The sequence below is a fragment of the Klebsiella spallanzanii genome (genome assembly GCF_902158555.1).
Classification (GTDB): domain Bacteria; phylum Pseudomonadota; class Gammaproteobacteria; order Enterobacterales; family Enterobacteriaceae; genus Klebsiella; species Klebsiella spallanzanii.
Genome location: NZ_CABGGS010000044.1, coordinates 165,926 through 191,971 on the forward strand (window position 1 = coordinate 165,926; position 26,046 = coordinate 191,971).

Consider the following 26,046-nt stretch of genomic DNA (forward strand, 5'->3'; position numbering starts at 1 on the left):
TCCTTATCCGTTTTTTGGCGGCGCTTCGACGTCGGAATAGACCTGTACCGCATCGGGTAGCCTTTGGCCTCTGATGGTTATGGCATCCAGTGAACGGGTGAGTTCGGTCATTTCAGCGTTTGTCAGCTTGATGGCTGCTGCGGCAGTGTTTTGCAGCATATGGTCGCGGTTGGTGGTGCCGGGAATTGGCACAATCCAGGGTTTGCGTGCCAGCAACCACGCCAGCGCAATTTGGCCCGGAGCGACGTTTTTCCTTTCCGCCCAGGTGGTGAGTAATTCGACAAGCTGTAGGTTGTACGTCAGATTATCCGGGGCGAAACGGGATTCCGTGGCGCGAAAATCGCCGGGCGCAAATCGGGTATTGGCATCTATCCAGCCGGTCAAAAACTGCACGCCTAACGGGCTCCACGGCACGAAACCAATCCCTAACTCTTCGCATACCGGCAGCGCGCTTTTTTCCGGGCCGCGCCAGAGCATCGAGTATTCGCTTTGTACCGCTGTTACCGGCAGAGCTGCGTGAGCGCGGCGTAGCGTGTTAATGCCCATTTCCGAGAGCCCCCAGTGCAGCACCTTTCCCTGATCCATTAAATCTTTAACGGCACCTGCGACATCCTCAATCGGGATCTGCGGATCAACCCGATGCTGATAGAGCAAGTCAATGCGATCGGTTTGCAAACGCTTAAGCATGTTTTCGACCACTTGCCTGATATGTTCGGGGCGGCTGTTTAGGCCGGGGAGGCGTTTACCGGTCTGCTGATCGATGTTCCAGCCAAACTTGGTGGCAATAACAATTTTGTCCCGAAAAGGGGTAACGGCTTCGCCAAGAATTTTTTCAACTTCAAACGGACCGTAGGCTTCCGCTGCATCAAAAAGCGTGACGCCACGATCGAAGGCCTGGCGAATGATATTGACCATCTCCGGACGCCAGGGGACGGAAGTGTCGTATTTACGACTCATATTCTGTACGCCCAGGCCGATAGCCGATACTTCAAGGCTGCCTAGTTTACGCTTAGCGGGTGCCGCGGAATGCAGGTTGCCTTGATGCCCGGAGCTCGCTTTTTTTTCAGCCGCCGCGACATGGGAGACCATTGATGCTGCAGCCATCCCCGCTCCTGCTATCAATAATTTGCGTCTTGCCGGCATCGCCAGGACGTCGGCGCTGTTGTGTTGTTTATCGCTCATGAAAGACTCCTTTTCTCGGTTGGTTACCCTGAGCATATTTTGGCTCCCATTTGCCAACATAAAGCTGACCGTTACCTGACGGCTTTGTCAGAAAGCGCAGTAGATCGTGACGTTTCTGACAAAATTGTTATTCGCCGGTCATGATGCTGACAGTCCTCTCTCCCTAATCTGAGTTCATATTTTTTCTATCGCTCACAGGCCGTTATTTATTGGGGAGAAATGATGAAACTCACGTTGTTAAATACATTTATGCTGACGGCAACGATCGGTATTTCTTCAGCATATGCCGCTGATTACAAACAAAATTCTTTCACTCTGGTCTATGAAGGCGCGATCACCGCAAATGTTAAAGGTAAGGTCAATATTTACCCGGTGAAATATGATCTGCATGGCATTCAGATTGCCGCCAATGTTTATACGCCTGCTGATTATGAACCGACTAAAAAATACCCTGCGATAGTGATTGCTCATCCAAACGGCGGTGTGAAAGAGCAGGTTGCCGGGTTATATGCCCAGCGCCTGGCCGAGCACGGCTATATTACAATCACCGCCGATGCGGCCTATCAGGGTGCCAGCGGTGGTCTGCCTCGCAGCGTGGATAAACCCGCCAACCGCATTGAAGATATTCACGGTATGGCTGACTACCTCAGCCAGTATCCCGGCGTTGATACCGCGCGTATTGGCCTGCTGGGGATCTGCGGCGGAGGCGGCTATTCGCTAAAAGCGGCGCAGACCGATAAACGTTTTAAAGCCCTGGCGACGCTCAGTATGTTTGACTCCGGGCTGGTGCGGCGTAACGGCTACCAGGATTCGCAGATCTCAACGATTCAGGAGCGCCTGAAGCTGGCTACCGATGCGCGGGCTAAAGAAGCCACTACCGGTGAAATCAGCTATTCCGGCGATGCCAGGTTAACCGACGAACAGATTGCCAAACTGCCGTTCGATCTTTATCGCCAGGGCTATGAGTATTACTGGAAAACTCACGCTCATCCGAACTCAACGTTTCGCTATACCACCAGCAGCCTGATCGATTTGATGAACTTTGATGCCCAAAGCAATATGGACCTTATCAACCAGCCGCTGCTGATGATGGCCGGTACCAAAGCTGATTCGCGCTATATGACCGAAAGCGCGTTCAAAAAGGCCACCGGTACCTCGAATAAAGAGCTGTTCCTTATCGACGGCGCGACGCATATTGAAACCTACTGGGTTCCGCGTTATGTCGACCAGGCGATGAGCAAGCTCGATAGCTTCTTCGATAGTCATATTTAAGCTGTAAAGCCAGCTGCTCAGGCGGTTGGCTTCTTGTCTCTGTCGTCAGAGTATCGGAGTTGGCGGGGAAAATAATTACGCAGGGTAAATAGGCACTATGAGTATTATTCATAAAACCGATTCTTAAGTTAGAGCAAGAGCGTGAACGTATAAGAATGACCAGACCCTCGGGTTCAATCGGAGAGGAGGATTGCTGACGTGACGGGTGAAAGGGAATATGTTTACCAGAATGCAAAAAGCCTGCTCGAAAGCAGGCTTTTCTAAATTTGCCTCCTCTGACTGGATGCGAAATTCATTGTATCTTATTGAATATAAATGAATTTAATTTTCAAAGTTAAAATGGAGCCATCAATAAGGCCCCAATTATTATTGCTGTCTTAAAATGTGATCTCTGTCATATTTCAGGATGTTATTTTAGATGTAATAGAATATATCAGTTGGTTATGTGCCAGAAGCAAATACTACGAATCTTACAGAGTACTCACTATCAAAAAGCCGGTAAGCTAGTCAGGTATCGTGAATGAAGTTAGTTTCTCTTTTTACTTTTTCTTATATGTCCAGAGTATTGATCATACCACTTTGACACCCTAAATATTGCAAATACCGCAGCTAAAGCAGAAAAAATAGCATATACAAAGATAAAATACCCAAGCCCACTGACCACTTTAAGACAAATGATATAGATTAATTCATATTGTTTAAGGAAAAAGAACTTCCCAAGTAAAACAACACAATAAGATTTAGCTATTAAGCCAATTAATATAGATAATATTTGAAGGAAAATGAAGTGTACAAATGCTGCATTGACTTCCATATAAGGCGATGTTTTATTCTCTTCAGAACCAGAAATTAATTCTCTAAAATTATCATCACCTATTGCAATCCACATTGCAAACCCACCTAGAGAAAATCCTAAAAGGTTTGGCATTAGGGATAAAATATCATTCTTTATCCTACATGTGACCATGTAGGATAAAGAATGATAGTCATAACAACAGACATTCGGAAATAGCAGCTTTTACAGAGGGCTCGCCACCCTCCGTACATACGCCAGTAATCCTTCAATATACTGTTTTTTAACATTATTCCCTCAATTTATTTATAAACTCTTTTGTAAGAGCGTAAGCTTCCTGTAGCAAGAGTGCAATAGGTAGTGTTACAACTGGATCATAACTCGCACTACGTTGTAACGGTTTATCAGTAGTAGACAATCTTTCTACGTGGCCGCTCTCATTTTTTCGTTTAATTTCAACCTGACCATTTCGTGCTGCAATCAGAGCATCACGCTTTAGTTTTTTATCAGGTTTAATTTGCTCACCTCTTTCAGCTTTATATGTTTTATCTTCTTCGATAACACCGATAGCTTTAAATCGCTCTTGAACTTCATGTTCAGCACTAACCAAATCATCTGGATTAGGCCTGCGAGTTACCATAGATAACAGTGTAATACCTTTAAGCGATAACATTCGCTCTACAGCATCAGGCTCTGTTAAACTCGTAACATTTACAACTCCATATTTTTCTTTAATCTTTTCATTAGAAAAAAGAGTTTTTAAAAACTTCTCCATTTGCCGAGGGGTAATACTCTTTTGCTCATGCTGATTTTCGTAAACCATCAAGTGAACATTGGGTAAAAATATAAATGAAAAACGAGAAACATTAGGCTTCATATCATCAGGAATGACAATTTGCTCTTTTTCTTCATCTGTAGCCAACTCTTTTCGACTAATACTATACCATTCACCGTTCTTATTGATATCCGTATACTTTACAACCTCTCCTTCATAAGGCTCCGTTATAAGTTGTTCTCTATGTATTGGGTTGAAATGCTGCAATACCGCAAACTGATCGCCGTGGACGTTCACGTTTAAGAAAAGCCTTCTTGCGTCTCTAAACAATTCAACATATTTTTGAGGGCTATGGGGATGGATTGTGATATTAATAGCGCCATATGAAAGTTTTTTTGCTCTAGCCATCTTAACATTCCCTTCACTAAGAAAAATAAAAATCAGAATTACTATTCTGGAGTCCCAATATCTATAAATACCACTATAAGATAATCCACACCGAATAAAATACTCATTATGGATTGCTTTTTCTCCCACATACCCGTTGCACAAACACAGCGCAAACTGTTTTAAGTATTGACCGATGCTCTAATATCGGTGCTTGCTAGTGAAGCATGTTATGTGTCTATAAAAGCACATTTGTTGGACATGTTAATAATCCTTAACATTCTGATTGTAAGGATATTATCGCTTTGTCGGACACAAAAGCAACAATGATTTGCCCATACACCTGCGCCACATACCGCCCACGCCCGTCGCCATGCCCCAGATCCATTGCCACCATTGCCAGCGCCTCTTTCCTGCTGAACCCCTGCGCCAGATAGTGATGGATGGCATCCTGCGCCCACGCGTAACGCAGAGAATGCGGGGAGTACGCACCAGTCAGACCAATACGCACCGCCTGATTGTGCCAGTAGTCCATCGCGCTTTTCAGATCCGGTTTGTCGATCAACCGGTCATTACGGCTTTCTGCAACAGCTAACGCGTTATCCAGCGCTTTTCTGACAGCTATAGTATCCAGAATCACCGTTTCGCGGGGCCGTCCGCCTTTGGTACCGAAAACTACGGTTAAGCGTGTATCGCCACGCTCAACGGCCTGTTTCCACGTTTTCAGTGATTGTGTGCTTTGCACTGCCTCCTGAGAGCGCAATCCCATCAGCCGCGCCAGTTCCAGCGCTGCCGCCAGCCCCGGATCTTTTATGCGGGCCACTTCCAGCACATGACGACAATGCTCTGGCGTAATTGCCCGCCGCGTACCACTGCGCGATGCACCCGCCAGCCCCAGTGATCTATTAGTCAATCGCTCATGTTCTGCCACCTGCTTACGCCCGGCCTGTTGCAGCACAGCACGTAGCGAGGCCATTTCATTTTGCAGCGTGCGTTTACCGATCCCCTGCGTCAGCCTTTCATGAATGTAGCTTTCTATATGGCGAACCTTAATCTGCGCCACCCGCTGGATCTGGACATTCAACACCCGTAAATGGTGGTCGAAACGCTGTACGATATGGATGCGATCGTTCACCGTTTTATGGCTGCCGCCACAGTGTTTCGCCAGCGCCTTCATTTCACCGCCTAACTTCCCCATACATTGCCCCTTGATATTGAGAACACAAACAGTCTCCGGCGTATGCTTTTTGGCTGCGCCAGAACGATACCTTCACGCCGGAGTGGCAGTTTGTTGAGGTATAGGGAGTTTCAGCCAGTACGCGGTACGGGCTGCCTGCGTGAGCAGGAGTTCTCCGGGGCGTCATGCCCCCCCCCGGTATCGATCTTTTTCTCCTCTTTCTTGCTGACAGTGGCCCTAAAAAGGCGTGTCAGATTTGGGAATAAGCGCCGAAAGCCCAAAAACAGGGGCATGGCGCGGTGTGGTGGTTGTGCGTCACTTTGTCGCTTTGCACGACGAAAGTAACGCACTGGTCGGGTGCAGTGCGAGAAAGATCGCGGATTCTGGCGCAGGTTTACGGTCACGCGGCAGCAAAGCCTTGCGGCAATGCAGGCCGCAGCCCGTAAAGTAAAAGGCTCTGGCTTTGCAGCAGGTGCAGGGGTTAACGGAAAGTTTCCGCCATGGTGCAGTATTGGCCAGAGATCTGGCGCAGGTAAAAGGCGCTGAAATTCAGCAGGTGTAAGTGAGCCGTCAAATCGGGTGATTTCCGGTTGGGTGGAATTACAGCCGATGGACTGGCGCAGTTAAAGAATGTATCTGAACCTCCACCGCGATGTTCTGCGGCCCGGCGTTTGCAGAGGTCTGCACCGGTAAAGGGATCAACCATCACCTGACAAATCAGGCGCTTCTTTCAGGTCGTGAAGCTTTGGGCGCTGTCGACGACAGCATGGGGCAAGAGGGAGATTACAACTGTTTTATACGAATGAAAAGGGGAAACCTTTTTTTCGGGAATTGAGTTGTTTGTAGATTTTTTCGCAATTTTATGAATGACAGGCTGCCGCGCTTCGCTTGTCTTCTCCCGATCTTCCGCCAGCGGAGCTGACAGAAGATCGGGAGAGCCGGTTTAGCTCTGGTGGTATTCCGGCTTACGATAGCGGGACGGCCAGATCTGTTCGGGTGCAACGCCTAACGCTTCGGCGATCAGCCTTTCACCTTTAGGCCAGTGGCGGTTAAGGGCATTGGTCAGCGTGGAAGAGGCCAGCCCGGCCTTACGCGATACCGCAGCCAGAGACGTTCCTTTCTTCCGTAACCCGGCGATGATGTCTGCCGGGTGCCAGTCGTCTTTATTCATCGGTTTCTCCCTGTCTGTCATCCTGAACGAAAGCGCCGATCTGCTTCCGGTCTCTACTTTATTGATCTTTAGGAACTCTAAAGATAATGAATCTTAAGGAATGCTAAAGATGGTGTCAACGTAAGTATTAACAAGACACGTAATATGATCCCTGAACGACTGAAAGCCGCAAGGCTACGGGCCAACCTAACCCAGGAACAACTGGGCGTCCGCGCTGGTATAGCCGAAGACACTGCTTATTCACGACTTTCTCAGTATGAAAGCGGAACGCACAAACCCACGTTTAAAATGGTTTGCGCTTTTGCCCGCGTGCTCAACGTTCCTGAATGCTATTTCTATGCGGTGGATGACAGCTTCGCTGAAGTGGTATTAAGGCTGTATGACGGTGAAGTTGTTCAGTGGAATATGAAAACGGGGGATTGTTCTTAATATAGAACGGATACAGGCGGTTGTTCGTCTTTATGAACTCTAAAGAAAAATATTCTTGAGGAATGCTAAAGATTACCCTCATTAATTCAAACTGATGGTAATTTCCAATGATCCCCAAACGCTTAAAAGAAGCCCGGCAGCGGGCGAAGCTCACGCAGGAAAAGTTGGGGGTACTGGCCGGAATAGAAGAGGCAACAGCATACTCTCGCCTCTCACACTATGAGAACGGCACCCATAAGCCTACTTTTGATCTTGTTTGCGAATTTGCCAGAGTGCTCAACGTACCGGAGTGCTATTTCTATACGGTCGATGATGATTTTGCCGAAGCGGTTCTGGATCTGTATGTCCGGTGGGAAAGTAAATCCTGATCAGAAAATAACTTTGCCCCTGAACAGGGGCAAAGGGCAGACTTCCCGCTAATTTGCGGAAAAATTAAGCGCTGTATTTTTATTACGATACGTTTTTCAGAGGCGCGGCGTACTGATAAGGGGAAATATACCTGTCGAGATTCGCATCCAGATAATCCGCCCACCACTGCATCATCGCGATCCGCTCTTCCAGATATTCAGCCTTATGAATATAGGCCGCACGAACGCTGTTTCTTTCCTGATGGCTCATCTGTTTTTCAATAGCGTCTTTACTCCACAATCCCGACTCACTCAGCGCACTGCACGCCATCGCCCGAAAACCGTGGCCGCAGATCTCTTTTTTAGTATCGTATCCCATCACGCGTAACGCTTTGTTAATGGTGTTGTCGCTCATGCATTTATCCTGATCGTATTCGCCGGGGAAAATAAATGCCAGATGACCGGAGAGCGCTTCAATTTGCTTCAAGACGGTAATAGCCTGATCGGACAGCGGAACGATGTGCTGCGTTTTCATTTTTGTGCCGCGATGAGAGAAGCGCACGTTTTCGATCTGCTCCCGCTCTTCCGGAATTATCCAGAGTTTCTGCTGCCAGTCGATTTCACTCCAGCGGGCAAAGCGCAGCTCGCTGGAGCGCACGAAGAAAAGTAGTGACAGCTTAAGCGCGTATCTTGTCAGCAGCCTGCCGGGGTAGCTGTCCGTCCGGGATAACAGTTCTGGCAGTTTCTCAAGCGGCAGGGCCGGGTAATGTTGTGTCTCCGGTGGTGTAAACTCACCGTCCAGATCCAGCGCCGGGTTTGATTTGATTAGCTGCTTTTTCACCGCATAGCGTATGATCTCCGTGACGTAGTTTTTTAGCCGTGCGGTGATCTCCAGAAAACCTTTGCTCTCCACTTTGCGCAAAGTGAATAAAAGCGTCTCCGTGGTGATCTGATCGATAAGACTGTCTCCAATATCCGGAAAAACATACATTTCCAGTCTGCGCTGGATGGTTGCCGCATAATGCGCAGACCAGCGCCGGTGATCGGCGTGCCAGTTCATGGCGATCTGGCGGAAGGTATGTCCGTTTTTCTTTTTCTGCTGCGCGATCTTCTTATCAGCGGCAGGATCGGCCCCTTCCCGCACTCTGGCGCGTGCGGCATCGCGTAGCTGACGCGCTTTGAACAGGGAAACATCCGGGTAGGGGCCAAAGGCCAGCTTCTTTTCTTTCCCGTCAATGCGGTACTTCATATACCAGAGTTTCGAGCCGTTGGGTTTGATCAGCAGGTACAGTCCTGAACTGTCGGTAATCTTGAAGGATTTATCGGTGGGTTTGATCTTGCGGATAGCGGTATCGGTTAATGCCATCGGTGGGGGCTCCATTTTCTCAACGAACCGTGAGGCCCCCGATTAAGCCCCCAAAAACTATGGATGTCAAGAAACCCGGTAAACCTTCTCAGGTCAACCGGGTAAAGATAAGTTCTTGTTTTTTAAACGTCTCCGGACTCGCTGGGATGTCCCGAAACTAAAATTTGGCTCCTCTGACTGGACTCGAACCAGTGACATACGGATTAACAGTCCGCCGTTCTACCGACTGAACTACAGAGGAATCGTGTGAACGAGGCGAATACTACTGGTCTCGCATTTTTGTGTCAACACTAAATTTAACTCGCTGATTCAAATGGCTAAATTTAGTGCGATCCGTTGTTTTCGTGTACTGCCGTGGTATCGCTCTCATTGTGTGGGCTATTTTCACGTAATCTCTCCTGCGGGTCCTGGCGATAAAAATGGCAAAAACGTTGCCAAAGTGCGGGAAAACGTGGAGCAAATAGCTCTGGTGCGCTGAAGAAGTATTCAGAGAGCACCGCGAAACATTCGGCGGGGTCAGTTGCGGCGTATACGTCAATGCTGGCGGCGCTTTCACCGACCAGATCAATTTCATCCTGAATGTTGTTCATTGCCGCATGGAGATCGTGTTCCCAGCCAGCGACTTCTCGCAGGGGAATAAACGGTACGCCGCTCGCTCGATCGCCATTGCGGGTATCCAGCTTATGTGCCACCTCATGGATAATCAGATTGAAACCAGAAGCGTCGAAGGAATCCTGAATATCCAACCAGTTGAGGACGATAGGTCCCTGTTGCCAGCTTTGTCCTGATTGGACGATTCGTTGGTTATGTACCAGGCCAATGTCATCTTCCCATTCGTCATCGACCACAAATGGAGCGGGGTAGATAAGCACTTCATGAAAACCATCTAACCATTCGATACCGAGTTCGAGAACCGGCAGGCAAAAGAGTAACGCAATGCGGGCGCTCTGAAGGGGCGTGAGTTCAAGCCCTTGTAAGGCAACCAAACGCTTCTGCTGTAAAAATCGGGATGCCATTTGTACCAGTTGCCGCTGCTCCTGGTCGGAGAGATTGGCTAGAACAGGGATGGCAAGCGCCTGTTCCCAGGGGATTTCCGCGTTGCCGGACTCTTCATCTACTTTCCAGGGCCATTTAAACATCATTTTGCTCGCAAAGTCGTCACTTGAACTGATTTAAAGAGACAAGAACTATTAAAATGCCAAAGAACCTGGCATTATAGCAACCTCAACCGCGGAGAGATGCCGGAGCGGCTGAACGGACCGGTCTCGAAAACCGGAGTAGGGGCAACTCTACCGGGGGTTCAAATCCCCCTCTCTCCGCCAATCATTCAACAAAATCAACGAATTAAGAAGATTTTTTTGATTTTGTCATGCATAAATCCCTGCATTAAAATTTCTTTCTATCGCTCTGTTTTCTCGCTTTTAACGCTGTTATTTTTACCATGTTGCTCCCTGTAGGGCATCCACTTTTATCTTCTTTAGTTCGCAAGCTCACACTCTTAACAACAACTTAGCCTGTCTCGCAGCTCTGGTAACAAAACAGTTGAACTGCAGTTTTTTCAAAGGGACTCTGTAAGGGTTTCTAAAGGGGCTGGATTGTTGAACGCTATGATGCGATATCTTCACAGATCTATGTTGATATTGAGCGGCGAAATTTTCTGCAGGCTAAAAAGCAATGCCTCCAGCTTCAATTAGGAGACATTGCTTTAAGCCGGTAACTACGGTAAAGATACTTTGTTATTAGTTCCCATCAGGATGCTACTCTGTGACGGTAAAAACACGCCTTTATTTTCATCTCGCCCCTGTAATAATATTTTTGCATCAACGTTATTATAGTCGCGAACTGCTTTAGTTGATAATTCACCAATTATGGTGTTAGATGAGCGTAGTCGGTTAATAATTAGAACTAATCTGGTGTCATTAAAGTCGGACATCATATTTTGATCTCCTTCACTATCGCCAGCAACTAGTATTGGTCCCGTATTTTTGTAGTGCTCTTGTATAAATTTCTTTATGGTTTCGGTTTTACCTTTACCTTGCGTTTGAGGGTAATACGGATCGAGGCTATGAGTTAATTTACCTTCTTTGTCATATAAGGGATGCATTGCATAGACATGAGATTCGGGAACCGAAAAACCATATTTATCTACAGTAACTATGCTTTTTATAACATCTAGAGCTGAAGCGGAAATCACATAAACATCAACCCCAGCCTCCTGTAGATTTTTATATAATGTCTGCATTTCTGGGATCAATCTAAATCCATTTTTCCAGGTAACTGTTACGATTCCAGCTCGACCTGCCATATCTGCTGGACTTTCCCACGTTACCTTGCTAACAGGCTGCCTATCTTGCCACTCAATAGTCTCATCCACTAAATTAGATAATTCTTTTTTTGACATCCCTGAAAAAAGATACGTCACCCATGGATAAGATACCTCATGATCGAATGACCCACCTATTGCATCATATAAATAGCGCATTTTTACTATAAAATTCTTGTAATATGATGTTTCTTTAATTTCACTGAGATTTTTATCGCCCTCAAATCCGTTGTAATTATTGTACAGCCATGTGTAACTATCAATAATGTCTGGGCCAATAAGGTTTATATTTACAGCTTGATTATTCTTGTTATTGTAATCGGAATTAAAATTAGATGTCGGTATGTCTTTATAAATTATCTCTTTCAATATTTCAGGTTTCATAGAAAATCTAAGATTCTCTAGTTGATATATAAGCGTTGCTTCCTCTATATCCAGAAAAGCTGTTGTGTTATCAAAATCAAAGACAGCATATGAAGAGTGTGCAGCCTTCTGTTTTACCTCTTTGATCAAGCTATCTATTCTTTCCAGGTTAAACTGATCCCAGTTAGCAATAACTGATCGCTTTTCCTGGGAAACTACGGTTGCTAAATTTCGTGACGTCTGATTTGTGTTACTGGCAATGGCTGTTGTTCCATATACTCCAAAGATTACGGATATCAGTGTATATATTATTGTCATTTTCATGGCTAATTCCTTTTTTAGGGTGCATTATTATCAGTAGCAAGAACTAAAAAGCGTCTATATCAAAAATTGGCATATTGATCATGAATGTGATGGTTGTCATATTTTACGCGTCATTACACCGTAACCTTAAGATGTAGATCCTGGCGTGCTAAGGTGAGCGTTAATTGGGGAGGAGAGTTCGCTATAAATACTGAATGGCCAGGTTGAGAGGGATGCTTACGAACGTAATTCGGGACGGGTCAGAAAAAACAAAAAAGCCCGCACGAGGCGGGCTTGAGGTTAGCTGATAAATCTTAGAACTGGTAGGTGATACCTACAGCGAACTGATCGTCAGTAGATGCGCCAGTGATAGCAGAATCTTCGTCATCCACCAGGTTGAATTTGTATGCGGTGTAAACGTTGAAGTTTTTGTTGAAGTAGTACCAGGTACCCAATTCAACGTAGTTCATGATATCAGCATCGCGGTTGCCGTTCAGGTCTTTGCCTTTAGCATAGACATAACCCAGAGACGGACGCAGGCCGAAGTCGAACTGGTACTGAACAACGGCTTCAATGTTCTGAGTTTTGTTAGCAAAACCGCCAAGTTCCATATGAGTCATGTTTTGTGACTCACCGTACATAACAGATGCATAAACGTTATTTGCATCATATTTAGTCGCGAGGCTCCAGGCTTCAGCGTTTTCGCCTTTACGATCTGCTGCTTGCTCGTCAGTACGGTCGGAATTGCTGTATGCGCCAACAAAGCCAAAGCCGTCGATGTTGTAGTTAACAGAGAAACCGAAACCGTCACCGTTAGCCTTAGCTCGGTCAGTATCGTTGTTTTTACCCTGATACTGCAGGGCAAAGTTCAGACCATCAACCATGCCGAAGAAGTCGGTGTTACGGTAGGTAGCAACGCCATTAGTACGGCCAGTCATGAAGTTATCAGTGTAAACCAGGCCGTCACCACCCCACTCAACCAGCATATCGGTGTAACCCGCTGCGTCGTAAACCACGCCATAGTTACGACCATAATCAAATGAACCGTAGTCGCTGAACTTCAGACCCGCGAATGCCAGACGAGTTGAGCTATCCTGATCGCCTTCTGGTTTATCCGCTTTGATGTTGTATTCAAACTGGCCATAGCCGGTCAGTTCGCTGCTAATCTGAGTTTCGCCTTTGATACCAAAACGCGCGTAGGAGGTATCATCGGAATTGTCGTTGTCGCCATCATGAGTCATGATGTGTTCGCCAACCATTTTGCCGTAGAAATCCAGTTTGTTGCCGTTCTTATTATAGATTTCTGCTGCGTTAGCGGCGCCAGCAGCTAATAAAGCCGGAACCAGAATTGCCAGTACTTTTCTTTTCATTATGTATTCCCTTTTAATCATAATTAATATGAATTGTGTCATTCCCTCCGGGCTGACTATTTGATACTAGCGATTAAGTTCATTTTTCTTTAAATGAAAGATGTAAGTAAATTATATCTAATATTACAAAATGTTTCTGATGTGCTCATTATATTTAAATTCTATTCATTTTTGATGATTTATTTCTAATGTTTATGATTTTAAATGGTTTTTTCTTATGATTCCCATTCATTTATTTTTGATATTTATAAATTCACTTAATCAATTAATTTTAGTTTTATATTTACATTTATGATGTTATTTAATTCCTCCCTGTTAAAACCCCTTTCTGAAAAAAGAAAAAGGTAGGGTTATTCGGCAATTAAATATGTTGGTTGATATGATTAAGTTAATATGCATATTGCCATAGCCTTATTTTTATTCATCAATTTGTATTATTTAAAAATGAAATGAATTCATTGAGTATATGTAGTGACGGCTGTTGTAGAAAACGGTACTGATGAGCTAGATCAAATCAGGTAGATGAATCTGCTGTTTTGCAAGGATTTTTATTGCATAATGTGACTACTGTCACTATTTTTGACTGTGTCAGTCATGCTGAGTTGTTGAGTAAATGGAGATGTATAAATGGAAGAGAAAGTGAAAAGAAGTCCAGGAGGCAAACTGGCGTTGTGGGTATTTTATGCTTTTTGCGGCTATTTCCTTTGGGCGATGGCGCGTTACTGGTGGGTCGTGGGGCAGATTCAAAGCGTGCCTGGTGCGACGATTGACGGTGAACTCGGCTCAACGGCGGGGAAATGGATCGGCGCGCTGCTAGGGTTTCTGGTGTTAGGTATTGTCGGGGTTATTCTCGGCGCGATCGCCTGGTACACGCGGCCTAATCCGCAGATGTATGAACATCACGATTAAAGTTGCTATGCTCGTTGCTGACCTTATATCAAAGGAACGTGTATGGAACTTGTTGACTGGCAGCAACGATTTGAAACCTGGCTAACCAAACATCACTCTCAGGGGGATGCCGCGCACGATATTTCACACTTTCGTCGGGTATGGGCCACTGCGCAGCAGCTGGCTGAAGATACTGACGTGGATCGGCTGGTGATCCTGACCGCCTGCTATTTTCATGACATCGTTAGCCTGGCGAAAAACCACCCTGAACGTAGTCGCTCCTCCGCGATGGCGGCGGAGAAAACGCTGGCCATCCTCCAGTCAACTTTTCCTGATTTCCCAGCAGACCGCTATCCGGCGGTTCTGCACGCCATTGAAGCGCATAGTTTTAGCGCGGCGATTACCCCACAAAGCGAAGAGGCGAAAATTGTTCAGGATGCCGATCGTCTGGAAGCTTTAGGCGCTATTGGCCTGGCGCGCGTGTTTGCCGTCTCTGGGGCGCTGAATAATATCTTGTTTGATGCTGACGATCCCTTTGCTGACCAGCGGGAGCTAAATGATAAGACGTACGCCCTGGACCACTTCCAGTGCAAGCTGCTGCGTTTACCGGAAACGATGCAGACGGTAAAGGGCAGGGCGATGGCGGTGCACAATGCACGCTTTCTGGTGCAGTTTATGGCCAAGCTCAGCTCGGAGCTTCGCGGTGACTCTATGGCCCTTGATGAGGCGGTTTTGCAGCGCTTTGAGCCACTCGCATAAAACTGCCCACGCTATTTATGGTAACCTCTGCAAAAATAGTCGGGCTGGTTGAGGTTATGGCGCAAAATTTATCCAGGGAAAATCCCTCGCTTTTGAAGATTGAGCATACCGGAGAGGATGCGCAGGCGTTATTGCGCCAGCTAATGGCGATATATGATGTTAAAACGCTGGTGGCACAGTTGGTTGCCGTTGGCGAGCAGCACTGGAGCCCGGCAATTCTGAAGCGTGTCGCCGCAGTATCGCGCGCCGCAGGTCGTTTAAGCACTCTGGAGCAGGCCTATCTGCGTACGCTCCTGCCACAGCCGCCAGCGCATCATCCTCACTATGGATTTCGTTTCGTTGACCTGTTTGCCGGTATCGGCGGCATTCGCCATGGCTTTGAGGCGATAGGCGGGCAGTGCGTGTTTACTAGCGAATGGAATAAACATGCGGTACGCACCTATAAAGCCAACTGGTACTGCGACCCTGAGCAGCATCGTTTTAATGAAGATATTCGCGATGTCACTTTAAGCCATCTCCCGGAAGTGGGTGATGAGGAAGCGGCGCAGCACATTCGTGAGACTATTCCGCAGCATGATGTTCTGCTGGCTGGCTTCCCCTGCCAGCCTTTTTCGCTGGCCGGCGTCTCAAAGAAAAACGCTCTTGGCCGCGCTCATGGGTTTGCCTGCGAAACGCAGGGCACGCTGTTTTTTGACGTAGTCAGTATTATTGCCGCCCGCCAGCCCCCTATTTTTGTGCTGGAGAATGTCAAAAACCTGAAGAGCCACGATAAAGGACGGACGTTTCGTATCATTATGCAGACGCTGGACGAACTGGGCTATGAGGTGGCCGATGCAGCCCATACCGGAGCGGATGATCCAAAGGTGATCGATGGGCGTCATTTTTTACCTCAGCATCGGGAGCGCATTGTGCTGGTGGGGTTCCGTCGCGATCTCCAGTTGCATAACGGGTTTACCCTGCGCGACATCTCCACGTTTTATCCGGCTAAGCGGCCGACATTTGGTGAACTACTGGAGCCCACGGTGGACGACAAGTTTATCCTCACCAGGGTGCTGTGGAAGTATCTCTATCGCTATGCGCGTAAACATCAGGAGCGAGGGAACGGTTTTGGCTACGGACTCGTTGACCCAACGAATCCGCACAGCGTAGCGCGTACGTTATCTGCCCGTTATTACAAAGATGGTGCGGAGATCCTCATCGATCGCGGCTGGGATCGTCTTCTGGGAGAAAAGCATTTTGATGACCCGGAAAACCAGATCCGTCGTCCGCGCAGGCTGACGCCTCGCGAATGCGCGCGTCTGATGGGGTTTGAGACGCCGCAGGGGTACCATTTTCGCATTCCGGTATCGGATACCCAGGCCTATCGCCAGTTTGGCAATTCGGTCGTGGTGCCGGTATTTGCAGCGGTGGCGAAGCTGCTGGCGCCACGTATAGAAAAAGCGGTTGCTATGCGTGAATCTGCCGAGATCAGCAAAAGCCAATGATAGTCCTACGGCATGGGTTCACCATGCCGTATATATAGATGTTAAAAACTTACGCCAGTACGCCGATTGGCCAGGGAACAAACTCGTTTTCCCCCAATCCCAGCGCTTCACTCTTGCTTTGCTCACCGGAGGCTATGGCGATGATTTTTTCGAAGATCGCTTCCCCCATCTGACGCAGCGTGGCGTCGCCATCGATGACCACACCGCAGTTCAGATCCATATCTTCCGTCATGCGCTGATACATCGGAGTGTTGCTGGCAAGCTTCACCGTCGGCGCGGGCATTGAGCCAAAGCAGGAGCCGCGCCCGGTGGTGAAGGCAATCATATTGGCGCCGCCAGCGACCTGACCGGTTGCTGAAACCGGGTCATACCCTGGGGTGTCCATAAAGACCAACCCTTTTTGCGTAACCGGGTATGCATAGCGGTAAACCTCCATTAGCGGAGAGTTACCGCCTTTTTTAGCCCCCCCCAGTGATTTCTCCAGCACGTTTGCCAGCCCGCCCGCGTTGTTGCCAGGGCTAACCCGGCCGTTAATCTGACAATCGCGTCCTTTATTATACTCCAGCCACCAGTTGATGCAGTCGACCAGCTTTTGCCCCACTTCAGGGGTGACAGCGCGTGCGGTAAGGGTGTGCTCGACGCCGAAGATTTCCGTGGTTTCTGAGAGAATTGCGGTTCCGCCTTGTTCGACCAGCAGATCCATCGCGACGCCCAGCGCCGGGTTGGCGGAAAGCCCCGAAAAACCGTCGGAGCCACCGCACTGCAGCCCCACGGTCAGATGTTCAACGGAGACTGGCTGGCGTTTGACGGCATTAGCCTGCGGCAGCATGGATTCGATAATCGCGATACCTTCATCGATGGTTTTCCGCGTTCCACCGGTATCCTGAATCACCAGTTTGCGCAGCATCGGAGTCTCTTCCAGACCCATTTGTTCAAAGAAACCATGGATGTTGTTACGCTCGCAGCCCAGCGCCACAACCAGCGCGCCCGCAGTGTTGGGATTATTGATATAGCCTGCTAAGGTGCGGCGCAGTAGATCCATCGGCTCACCGCTCATCTCCATACCGCAGCCCAGTTCGTGAACATAGGGCACGACGTTGTCAACGTTTGGCCATGCTTCCAGGCGTTCTTCGGTATAGTGAGCGGCGATTTTACGCGCCACCGTTGCACCGCAGTTTCCGACCACGAACACGCCGAGGATATTACGCGTCCCGACTTGACCATCCTCACGCACGTAGCCGTTGAAGGTCCGCCGCTGCTCTGGCGGTACGGTTTGCACCGGGCGATAGTCGCGACTAAAGGCGTAGTCGCGCTGAAAATCTTCAAACACGATGTTGTGGCTATGCAGCCAGGTACCTGGCGGGAGGTCTTCAGGCGCGAAGCCGATGACCGTGTTGTACTTGAGAATCGGTTCGTCTTTTTTAATGAGTCTTGTCGCTACCTTGTGGCCCAGCGGAACATCCTGCAACGTGGTGATGTTCTCACCAGCGATCGGGGTACCGGCGGCGATGGCGACGCGGGCGACCACGACGTTGTCTTTTTCGTCAAGACGAATGACCGGAGATTTTGTCATAACATTGCTTCCTTATTTTTTTGTTTCTGCCCGCCTACCGGCGAACAGAATTTAGGGTTCAGGCTTCACGTTTTTGCATAGGGACAGCGTCGTCATCGCGCGGAGCAATCTTCAGGCGCTCAATTTTGCCGACAATAAACCAGTAGCTGCAGACGGCGATGATGCCGTGGGTCCCAACGAAGACCAGCGCGTTGGCGAAAGATCCTGTTTCTTGCAGGATGTAGCCGATCACCACGGGAGTGACGATCCCGGCGATATTGCCCAGCGAGTTGAACAGGCCGCCGGTGGTACCGATAATCTCTTTCGGGGCGGTATCCGCAACCACCGCCCAGCCCAGCGAGCCGAAGCCTTTACCGAAGAACGCGGCGCTCATCAGGAACATCACCAGCGCTTCTGAGCCGACGTAGTTGCAGAGGATCATGCTGGCGCTCATGGTCAGACCGATGGTGATCGGGACCTTACGCGCCAGGCTCAGGTTGTTGGTTTTACGCAGCAGCCAGTCGGAGAAAAACCCGCTCATAATGCCGCCCACCAGGCCGCAAATCGCCGGGACGGAGGCCATAAAACCAGCCTGCAGAATTGACATTCCGCGCTCTTTGACCAGATAAATCGGAAACCAGGTCATAAAGAACCAGGTAATCGCCGAGATACAGTACTGGCCAATGAAGATGCCGATCAGCATCCGGCTTTTGAACAACTGGCCGATCTCCTGCCAGCCAGCGCGCTTGCGTTCGCCTTTTACGTGGGTTGCGGTGTCCAGCTCCACCAGCGCGCCGCCTTCCTTCAGATACTCCATCTCTTCGTGATTGATTCCCGGATGCTTAGTCGGGACGTAAAAGAATTTCGACCAGCAGAAGGCGATGATAATGCCGATGACGCCCATGACGATAAATACGTGGTCCCAGCCGAAGGCGTGGCATAGCCAGGCCATCAGCGGAGTGAATATCGCCAGCGATGCGTACTGTGCGCTGTTGAAGATGGCGCCTGCTACGCCGCGTTCTTGCGAGGGAAACCAGGCGGCGATGATGCGACCGGCTGAGGGGCCAACCGGTGATTCGCACACGCCGAGCAGGAAACGCAGGATTAGCAGGGCGGGGACGACAAAGGTGACGTAGCTGACCAATCCCATAAATACCGTCATCACTGACCACAGCAGGATCCCGAGAAACATGGCCCGTTTGGAGCCAACTTTATCGGCCACCCAGCCCGCAGGCGTCATACTGATGACGTACGCCCAACTGAATGCTGAAAAGAGATACCCAATTTCAACAGCGCTGATACCCAGTTCTTTTTGCATCTCCGGCCCGGCAACGGAGAGCGTGGCGCGATCTCCGGTCGCCAGGGTTAAGACGAGGGTTATCATAAATAAGATGTAATATCGGGCGTGCGTTTTCTTGCCTGCAATGCTCATTGTGCATTCTCCCGTTCCGGCAGCTAACGCCGGAAAAGTTTGTAGGATAGAGAGTCGTTATTGGTTTTTTATTTGTAAGTAGTGTTTTGCGCCGCTCACCATATGCGGGGTGATGGCCGTCACCAGGTAGTGCGCGCCCCAGCTTATCGCTTCTGCGGCGCGCTCCGGGGTTCCCACGTAGGTCCCGGCAATATTGCCGCTGGCGGCGATTTTGCGAATACAGCGCTCTATGGTTGCCAGTACATCGGGATGGTTGAGATCGTGACCGTAGCCCATCGAAACGGCCAAATCTCCCGGTCCGATGAAATAGACATCGGCCAGCCCTGCGGCGAGGATCTCATCCAGATTCTCTACTGCTTCTGTTGTTTCAATATGTACCGATAGCACCCGCGAGGCGTTGGCTTCGGCCAGATAGCGCGCTTTATCGGCGCACATACCGTAGTTGGCTGCGCGCGGCAGGAAGGCGACTCCGCGTTCGCCCTGCGGTGGAAACAGTGTAGGCAGGGCGGCGGCGCGGGCATCCTCTACGGTATTGACCAGCGGGACCTGCACGCCATCGGCGCCGAAATCCAGCGCTTTGCGCATATATTCGACGCGGTTGTAAGGAACCCGTACCAGGCAGGGCACCTGCTGACCGTGTGAGGCGCGTACCATATCTTCTACCGTCTCCGGATTCATATTGCCGTGCTCGTTGTCGATAAGCACAAAATCAAATCCGATGGCGGCGGTAAATTCGGTTATTGCCGCGGAAGGGAAGGTGACAAAGCAGCCGTGTAGCGGCCCCTTGCGGAGCCGTTGTTTGAAATCGGGAAAACGCATGTTAGCTCCTTGCTTTGACTTCGATACCGGAGAGCTGCTCAAACACTTTTATAATGTTGGAGTGATCTTCGTTGCCAACACCCTTGGCCATGCAGGTTTTGTACAACTCACGTACCAGACTGGCGATCGGCATGGGTGAGTCAATACCCTGGCTGAGTTCCATTGCCAGGTTAAGATCTTTGTACTGCAGGCGGGTCATAAAGCCGGGATCAAAATTGCGCTCCAGCAGCAGGCTACCGCGAATATCCAGTGCGCCGCAGCGGGCGTATCCTGCTGAGAGCACTTCAACGATTTTGGCCGGATCGACGCCTGCTTTTGCCCCCATCACCAGCGATTCCCCCAACGCGGCCATGGTGGCGGCGGCCAGAACCTGGTTACAGGATTTCACGACCTGACCTGCGCCGTTGTCGCCGACATGAGTGACGCGGCAGCCAAGCACTTCGAGGATCGGTTTGCAGCGTTCAAAGACTTCGGCTTCGCCGCCCACCATAATTGACAGCGTGCCGCCTTTCGCGCCTTTATCACCGCCGCTTACCGGGGCATCGAGCATTCGCGCGCCCAGCGACTTGATGGTGTCAGCAAATTGCTTTGTCGCCAGCGAGGAGATAGTGCTCATATCAATGATGACTTTACCTTCGCACAGCGCAGGAGCCAGGCCGTTTTCGCCAAACAGAACATCTTCCACCTGCGGCGTATTCGGCACCATGGTGATGGTAATTTCCGCGGCTTCGGCGACTGCACGAGCGGATGCCTGACCGGTAGCTCCATCGCGGGCAATCTCTTCTACGTCCCGTGCTACGATGCTGTAGGCATGGACGCTATAGCCTGCTTTTAGCAGATTGCGCACCATCGGTTTGCCCATAATGCCCAGACCAATAAAGCCTAAAACTGGTTTCATACGTATGATCCTTAATAAGTTTGGTATTCGATAATGCTGCGCAGCTCCGCAACATCGATATCTGCGAATGCGCATCCTTCGCGATGGCTTAACCAGGCGGCGGTTCCGGCAGCGAAGCCCGTCAAAAAGCATTGGGCGGTGACGCGAGCCGAAGCCAGCGCTTCATGCTCAGCGCACAGCGTACGGCCTGCTGTAATCAGGTTCGGTACGTTTTCCGGCACGAGCGTGTCGTACGGAATGTCGTACCAGTCGTTGTCGAGGTAGAACATAAAGATGCCGTCCTGACCGTGTGCTTCGATGCACCAGGCGCTGCTGGCAACCTTGCGTTCGCTTTTGCGCGCCTGGAAAACATCGTCGTTAGTTAGCTGGTAGCGGCCTGCAATGGTCCGACTCTGGCGGATGCCAATTTGCGCTGCGACATCGTTCAGATACGCCTGCTCAAATCCCGGGACCCATGCCCGCAGGAAACGCTCGTATTCGCGTACCTGCTTACGTCCCTTGAGTTCGGCAAACGTCAGATCCTCAGCGCGAGTGGCGTCAATCGGTCTGCCATCGTCGCGCAAAATGCTGGAGACGTTGCACATCACTTCGCCGGGGCGAGGCGAGGGCAGCAGATAGATATGCTTGCGCGGCAGGTGATATCCTTGCGCCTGCGCGGCTTCGACCCAGGTTTCCAGTTGGGCGACCGGGTGGCCAATGCCGCGTTCGATATCGACATTGCCCATACGGAACACCATGGTCGGATACTGGACCATACCGTTGCGCCCGCAGGTGTACGGGACGCCAGCTTTGACGCAGAGATCGCCATCACCAGTGGCATCGATAAAGCGGCGGGCGGTAATTAACTGGCGTCCGCTTTTGTTCTCAATAACCACACCGCGCAGCTCATTGCCATCCATCACTACGTCAGTGGCAAGGGTATGGAACAACACCCGTGCGCCGCTGTCGGCGAGTAAATCGTCGGCCACCTCTTTCCAGGTGTGCGGCTCATGGACGACCAGCTGCGTTTCGCCAAACGGGAACGGCTCGCTGACGGCGCCGCGGTGTTTCAGATGCTGGTAAAATTCACCGGCAAAGCCTTGCACCAACTGCTCATGGGGGCCTTTACCTGAGGTAAACAGGCCGCAAATCGCGCCCGACATGCCCGCTGTCGCCATACCTCCGCAAAAACCGTAGCGTTCAATCAGCAAGGTGTTTTCCCCAGCTCGCGCAGCGGCGGTGGCCGCTGCAACACCGGTTGGACCACCACCCACTACCAGGACATCAACATCGTACGTGGTGGGGATCTGGTTGGCGGCTTCGTGCCTGGTTTGCATGATGTGCCTCCTTTACCATGAGGGTGACGATTCACCCCCATAATGTGATGATTAATCGATGTTTTTCGCGTGGATGCGTCGTTTCCCCAGCACCGCGCCCTGAGCAATCGGCTGGACCAGTTGGGCATATTGCGACAGATAGGTGCCGCTTCCGCCGCCCAGCGGCAGAGGTTTGGGTTGCCACTGGGCCAGACGGGCATCAATCACTTCCTGCGGAACATCCATATTGATGCTGAGGTCGACGAAGTTGATATGTACGGTTTCACCTTGCTCAATCACCGCCAGCGGCCCGCCAGCGGCGGCTTCCGGCATCAACTGACCGACGATAATGCCGCGATTCAGGCCCGAGAGTTCACCATCGGTGATCACTGCTACGTGCGCCGCGATCCCCGCGCCGTTGAGGGCCGCGACAAAGCTACAGGCAAACACCGTGCCGGGGCCGCCAGCCGGGCCCATATTGCGCAGAACAATCACGTCGCCTTTCTGGATTTTTCCTTCGCCCAGCGCTTCAATCGCTTCGTCTTCACCTTCGTAGATATTGGCTGGACCGGTAAACTGCTCCAGTTCGCCCGGTACGGCGGAGAGCTTGACGATCGCGCCGTCCGGAGCGAGGTTGCCGCGCAGGATAGCGACGCCAGGGCGCTGGCTGACGGGATTATCCAGCGTGCGGATCACCTCGTGGTTTTTTACTACCGCATCTTTGATGTTCTCGCCGACGGTTTTTTGCGTAACCGTTAGCGCATCCAGGTTAAGGAAATCGCGCAGCTGATTCATCACCGCCGTAGTGCCGCCCGCCGCTTCCAGATCTTCAGTGCGGAACGGGCCGTTAGGGCGAACAGAGGTCAGTAACTTGATGTTTTTACCGTATTTTTCATACAAGCTGACCACATCAATGGGGAGCTCGGTCTCGGTGGCTACCGCTGAAAGGTGGCGAACGGTATTGACCGAACCGCCGACGGCCAGCACGGTCATCACCGCGTTCTGGATCGCTTTTTCGGTAAGAATGTCACGCGGCAAAACCTGTTGCTGGGTAAGCTCGACGATCCGCTTCCCGGCGGCCTGAGCGTATTCTTTTACCTTACGGCCGTTGGCCCAGATAGGTGAGTTGCCCGGCAGCGTCATACCTAATGCTTCGGCGACGATATGCATGGAGTTAGCGGTGCCCAAACCGGCGCAGACGCCCGGCGACTGGATGGCGACATCAGTCATGTCGGTCAGATCTTTTTCGCTGATGGCTCCCGTTGCCAGCGCGCCAACCTGCTCGTAAACGTCATCAATATCGAAGAACTGATCGTCGAATTTTTCGTTTGAGCACTTGCCGCCCACCTGGTAACCGCAGGTCAGCAGCAGGGAAGGGACATTCAGCCGCGCCGCTGACATCAGGTGCGCTGGCGTAGTTTTATCGCAAGAAGAGAGGCAGATCATGCCGTCCAGCACCGCGCCTTCCATCATGCATTCCACTTCATTGACCATCAGGTCACGAGTCGGCATCAGATAACGTGCTTTTTTCCCGGCGCTGGTGACGAAGTCGCTGGGGGCGACGGTGCGCACTTCAAACGGCAGGCCACCCGCGTCGCGGATCGCCTGCTCGACGATCCGGCACAGTTCATCCAGATGGACATAGCAGCAGGAGAGCTTGTTAGAGGTGTTGATGATCGCGATCTTCGGTTTATGCATGTCTTCTTCGCGGATCCCCATACTGCGCCATTGTGCACGACGTACTGCCCAGCGGGTGGATCCCGGCTTGAAATTGCTTCTGTACATCTTGAATTCCTTTATCGGGTTGTGGTTTTACGATCCGAAATATCCTCCGTTTGGGTTGGTTGTCCAACCAATTTTTGAGTGAAATGTAATTGAGATCACATAATGGAGGGTTTTTAAACGTTTTTGCCCATAGTGAGGGAAAAATAGCGCGCCAGTCAGTCAATAATGGTACAGTGGTCCATCCAATTTATGATTGCAGTGATTGATGGCGACGCCGCGCAGGGAAAATAACCGGTCGTAAGCGCGAAACGTCGTTGGGAAGAGGTAACGGTATGCCGGACAAGAATAAATTTACGATGATCCCGATTAAGCGCACGGACGTTTTTCAGACCATCATTCAGCACATTACTAATCTGCTCGACAGCAAGCAGATCAAACCCGGCGAGCGACTGCCTTCCGAGCGCGAGCTTGCCGAGATGCTCAACGTCAGCCGCACGTCGGTGCGCCAGGCGCTGAAGGTGCTTGAATCCTCCGGGCGCATTGAGACTCGCGTTGGCAGCGGAACGTTTTTGACCGAGCCGCCGGCGGTGTCGCTTAGCGACACGCATAGCCTGTCAAAGCTGATTGAAGGCGGGGTAACGAAAGAGTTTTTGCGCAATCTGATTGTGGCGCGGACCTCGATTGAACGCGCCATCTTTGAAGATTATGCATGGCGGGCCAATAAATCGGGGATTAATCAACTGCGGGAGCTTATCGAGTTTAACCGGGAAAAGTTTTCACGTCAGGATTGCGATGACGATGACAGCGCGCTGGATCTGAGCTTCGAGAAAAAAGTGGCGCAGCTCGGTGGCAACCCCATTCTGATTAACATGCAGGAGCAGCTCCACCATCTTTGGGTACTGGCCTGGAAACAGTATGGTTTTACTCCCGAACAGACTCAGGTGCTGCATGAAGAGCACTTAGGTATTCTGGATGCGCTGGCGGCGAAAAACTCGCAGAGGGTGGCGGACCTGATTGTGCAGCATGTAGATAAAGAGATTGACTGAGCAGGCCGCTGTACGTGGTTTTTTCCCCGGCTCGGCGCTTATTCGTGCGGTCTGGCGATTTCCCCGGAGGCGGTGCTGCGCACCTGTCCGGGCTACTGGTTCATCTGGTCAGGTAGCCCGGACAGGCGCAATGCGCCGCCTCCGGGAATAATACTGAGCAAATGCGGTTAAATCGGCAAAACGCGAAGGAAAAAATCGATGCCCGCTTCCACCGATTGCTGGGTGATTTTATGCCCCGACAGCGGATCGATAAGGCAGGTGAGGTTGCCGCTGCCGATGCTTTCGCTGAGGCGCTCAGCATACTTGATATCAACAATGGTATCCTGCTGGCCGTGCCAGACAAACAGCGGACGCTGCGCTAGCGTCGATTCTTTCCCGGCGATGTCATAAGGCGCGATCCCTCGCAGGCAGGCTGCAAGCGTATTGGCCGTTGGAGGATGGATTTTGCTTATTGCATCGGCAAAATAGCCGCTAGCCATATAGGCGGCCCCGGCCTGAATTGCTGGATACTGCGCCATCGCCCCCAGTACAGCGAAGCCGCCCATTGAAGTGCCCATCACGCCCAGTCGTGAAATATCACCCAGCTTTTCCTGCTGGCAGGCGGCCAGCAAAGCGGGAAATGTCTCCAGCGTATGCTGTAAAATTGGCCAGAAAGAGGCGGCGCGTAGCGTCGCATCGTCCCTGGCGCTATGCATCGCCGCCTGCGGGCACACCACGCTGTAGCCCGCCTGCGCCAGCATATATCCCAAATTGGCATCCAGCTCTCTGGATGCCATAAAACGATGAAATAAAACGACAAGCGGCCTGTTACTGGCTGCGCCATTAGCTGGCCGGAACCAAAGCACGGGCGTTTTCGCCACCAGGCAATCTGAAATAACGACGTCCATCGG

General features: G+C 50.5%; 23 protein-coding genes and 2 tRNA genes. 8 read left to right on the forward strand and 17 right to left on the reverse strand.

Annotated features, from left to right (window positions below):
• Positions 1 to 3: 3 nt before the first annotated feature.
• The gene (locus FN082_RS23485; RefSeq protein WP_208436575.1) at positions 4 to 1,182 is read right to left on the reverse strand and encodes an aldo/keto reductase; all 1,179 of its coding nucleotides are present in this window, start codon (positions 1,180 to 1,182) and stop codon (positions 4 to 6) included.
• A 222-nt stretch (positions 1,183 to 1,404) separates the two neighbouring features.
• Between FN082_RS23485 and FN082_RS23490 the strand changes: the two genes are divergently transcribed.
• Complete coding sequence (locus FN082_RS23490) at positions 1,405 to 2,454, forward strand: alpha/beta hydrolase (RefSeq protein WP_180349490.1); 1,050 nt, start codon at positions 1,405 to 1,407, stop codon at positions 2,452 to 2,454.
• 526 nt (positions 2,455 to 2,980) lie between these two features.
• Here the strand turns inward: FN082_RS23490 and FN082_RS23495 are convergent.
• From FN082_RS23495 to FN082_RS23515, 4 genes are all read right to left on the reverse strand, one after another.
• A complete protein-coding gene (locus FN082_RS23495) occupies positions 2,981 to 3,382 on the reverse strand; it encodes a hypothetical protein (RefSeq protein ID WP_235892148.1) in 402 nt (133 codons plus the stop codon).
• Positions 3,383 to 3,536: 154 nt separating this feature from the next.
• On the reverse strand, positions 3,537 to 4,430 hold the full coding sequence (locus FN082_RS23500) for a DUF4747 family protein (protein WP_142982482.1): 894 nt from the start codon (positions 4,428 to 4,430) through the stop codon (positions 3,537 to 3,539).
• Positions 4,431 to 4,683: 253 nt separating this feature from the next.
• A complete protein-coding gene (locus FN082_RS23505) occupies positions 4,684 to 5,607 on the reverse strand; it encodes an integrase domain-containing protein (RefSeq protein ID WP_142982483.1) in 924 nt (307 codons plus the stop codon).
• A gap of 922 nt (positions 5,608 to 6,529) precedes the next feature.
• Positions 6,530 to 6,757 carry a helix-turn-helix domain-containing protein gene (locus FN082_RS23515; protein WP_142982484.1) on the reverse strand — a complete coding sequence of 76 codons (228 nt, stop codon included), beginning with the start codon at positions 6,755 to 6,757 and terminating at the stop codon, positions 6,530 to 6,532.
• Between the two features lie 144 nt (positions 6,758 to 6,901).
• Here FN082_RS23515 and FN082_RS23520 point away from each other — a divergent pair, with 144 nt between their 5' ends.
• Entirely contained in the window at positions 6,902 to 7,186 is a 285-nt protein-coding gene (locus tag FN082_RS23520) for a helix-turn-helix domain-containing protein (protein WP_142982485.1), read from the forward strand.
• A gap of 107 nt (positions 7,187 to 7,293) precedes the next feature.
• Entirely contained in the window at positions 7,294 to 7,554 is a 261-nt protein-coding gene (locus tag FN082_RS23525) for a helix-turn-helix domain-containing protein (protein ID WP_142982486.1), read from the forward strand.
• Positions 7,555 to 7,636: 82 nt separating this feature from the next.
• On the opposite strand, the gene FN082_RS23530 is transcribed toward FN082_RS23525, so the two are convergent.
• From FN082_RS23530 to mtfA, 3 genes are all read right to left on the reverse strand, one after another.
• Positions 7,637 to 8,899 carry a tyrosine-type recombinase/integrase gene (locus FN082_RS23530; protein WP_142982487.1) on the reverse strand — a complete coding sequence of 421 codons (1,263 nt, stop codon included), beginning with the start codon at positions 8,897 to 8,899 and terminating at the stop codon, positions 7,637 to 7,639.
• A 165-nt stretch (positions 8,900 to 9,064) separates the two neighbouring features.
• Positions 9,065 to 9,140, reverse strand: a tRNA-Asn gene (locus tag FN082_RS23535).
• Positions 9,141 to 9,222: 82 nt separating this feature from the next.
• Entirely contained in the window at positions 9,223 to 10,041 is an 819-nt protein-coding gene (gene mtfA / locus FN082_RS23540) for a DgsA anti-repressor MtfA (RefSeq protein WP_185932150.1), read from the reverse strand.
• A gap of 90 nt (positions 10,042 to 10,131) precedes the next feature.
• Between mtfA and FN082_RS23545 the strand changes: the two genes are divergently transcribed.
• Positions 10,132 to 10,221, forward strand: a tRNA-Ser gene (locus tag FN082_RS23545).
• A 395-nt stretch (positions 10,222 to 10,616) separates the two neighbouring features.
• On the opposite strand, the gene FN082_RS23550 is transcribed toward FN082_RS23545, so the two are convergent.
• Together FN082_RS23550 and FN082_RS23555 are read right to left on the reverse strand one after the other, a co-directional pair.
• The gene (locus tag FN082_RS23550) at positions 10,617 to 11,909 is read right to left on the reverse strand and encodes an HAD family hydrolase (protein WP_142982488.1); all 1,293 of its coding nucleotides are present in this window, start codon (positions 11,907 to 11,909) and stop codon (positions 10,617 to 10,619) included.
• A 293-nt stretch (positions 11,910 to 12,202) separates the two neighbouring features.
• Positions 12,203 to 13,258 carry a porin gene (locus FN082_RS23555; RefSeq protein WP_142982489.1) on the reverse strand — a complete coding sequence of 352 codons (1,056 nt, stop codon included), beginning with the start codon at positions 13,256 to 13,258 and terminating at the stop codon, positions 12,203 to 12,205.
• A gap of 627 nt (positions 13,259 to 13,885) precedes the next feature.
• On the opposite strand from FN082_RS23555, the gene drpB reads away from it, so the two are divergent.
• From drpB to FN082_RS23570, 3 genes are read left to right on the forward strand one after another with little or no spacing between them, the layout of a single operon-like run.
• Positions 13,886 to 14,167, forward strand: a complete 282-nt coding sequence (gene drpB, locus FN082_RS23560; protein WP_139536383.1) for a cell division protein DrpB — start codon at positions 13,886 to 13,888, stop codon at positions 14,165 to 14,167.
• Positions 14,168 to 14,209: 42 nt separating this feature from the next.
• Positions 14,210 to 14,905: a phosphohydrolase gene (locus FN082_RS23565; RefSeq protein WP_142463599.1), complete on the forward strand. Its 696-nt coding sequence runs from the start codon at positions 14,210 to 14,212 to the stop codon at positions 14,903 to 14,905.
• A 56-nt stretch (positions 14,906 to 14,961) separates the two neighbouring features.
• Complete coding sequence (locus FN082_RS23570; protein WP_142982490.1) at positions 14,962 to 16,389, forward strand: DNA cytosine methyltransferase; 1,428 nt, start codon at positions 14,962 to 14,964, stop codon at positions 16,387 to 16,389.
• Between the two features lie 49 nt (positions 16,390 to 16,438).
• On the opposite strand, the gene FN082_RS23575 is transcribed toward FN082_RS23570, so the two are convergent.
• Genes FN082_RS23575 through ilvD form a run of 6 tightly spaced genes read right to left on the reverse strand, consistent with a single transcriptional unit; the run spans position 16,439 to position 24,170 of the window.
• Entirely contained in the window at positions 16,439 to 17,962 is a 1,524-nt protein-coding gene (locus FN082_RS23575; RefSeq protein WP_142982491.1) for a UxaA family hydrolase, read from the reverse strand.
• Positions 17,963 to 18,020: 58 nt separating this feature from the next.
• Positions 18,021 to 19,373, reverse strand: a complete 1,353-nt coding sequence (locus FN082_RS23580) for an MFS transporter (protein WP_079795115.1) — start codon at positions 19,371 to 19,373, stop codon at positions 18,021 to 18,023.
• Between the two features lie 57 nt (positions 19,374 to 19,430).
• The gene (locus FN082_RS23585; RefSeq protein ID WP_142982492.1) at positions 19,431 to 20,192 is read right to left on the reverse strand and encodes an HpcH/HpaI aldolase family protein; all 762 of its coding nucleotides are present in this window, start codon (positions 20,190 to 20,192) and stop codon (positions 19,431 to 19,433) included.
• A gap of 1 nt (position 20,193) precedes the next feature.
• Entirely contained in the window at positions 20,194 to 21,090 is an 897-nt protein-coding gene (locus FN082_RS23590; protein ID WP_142982493.1) for an NAD(P)-dependent oxidoreductase, read from the reverse strand.
• Positions 21,091 to 21,101: 11 nt separating this feature from the next.
• Positions 21,102 to 22,406, reverse strand: a complete 1,305-nt coding sequence (locus FN082_RS23595; RefSeq protein ID WP_142982494.1) for an FAD-dependent oxidoreductase — start codon at positions 22,404 to 22,406, stop codon at positions 21,102 to 21,104.
• A 51-nt stretch (positions 22,407 to 22,457) separates the two neighbouring features.
• The gene (gene ilvD, locus FN082_RS23600; RefSeq protein ID WP_142982495.1) at positions 22,458 to 24,170 is read right to left on the reverse strand and encodes a dihydroxy-acid dehydratase; all 1,713 of its coding nucleotides are present in this window, start codon (positions 24,168 to 24,170) and stop codon (positions 22,458 to 22,460) included.
• 272 nt (positions 24,171 to 24,442) lie between these two features.
• Here ilvD and FN082_RS23605 point away from each other — a divergent pair, with 272 nt between their 5' ends.
• Positions 24,443 to 25,156 (forward strand): FadR/GntR family transcriptional regulator, encoded by a 714-nt coding sequence (locus FN082_RS23605; RefSeq protein WP_110274371.1) that lies wholly within the window; start codon positions 24,443 to 24,445, stop codon positions 25,154 to 25,156.
• 167 nt (positions 25,157 to 25,323) lie between these two features.
• On the opposite strand, the gene FN082_RS23610 is transcribed toward FN082_RS23605, so the two are convergent.
• Complete coding sequence (locus FN082_RS23610; RefSeq protein ID WP_142982496.1) at positions 25,324 to 26,043, reverse strand: serine aminopeptidase domain-containing protein; 720 nt, start codon at positions 26,041 to 26,043, stop codon at positions 25,324 to 25,326.
• Positions 26,044 to 26,046: the final 3 nt, after the last annotated feature.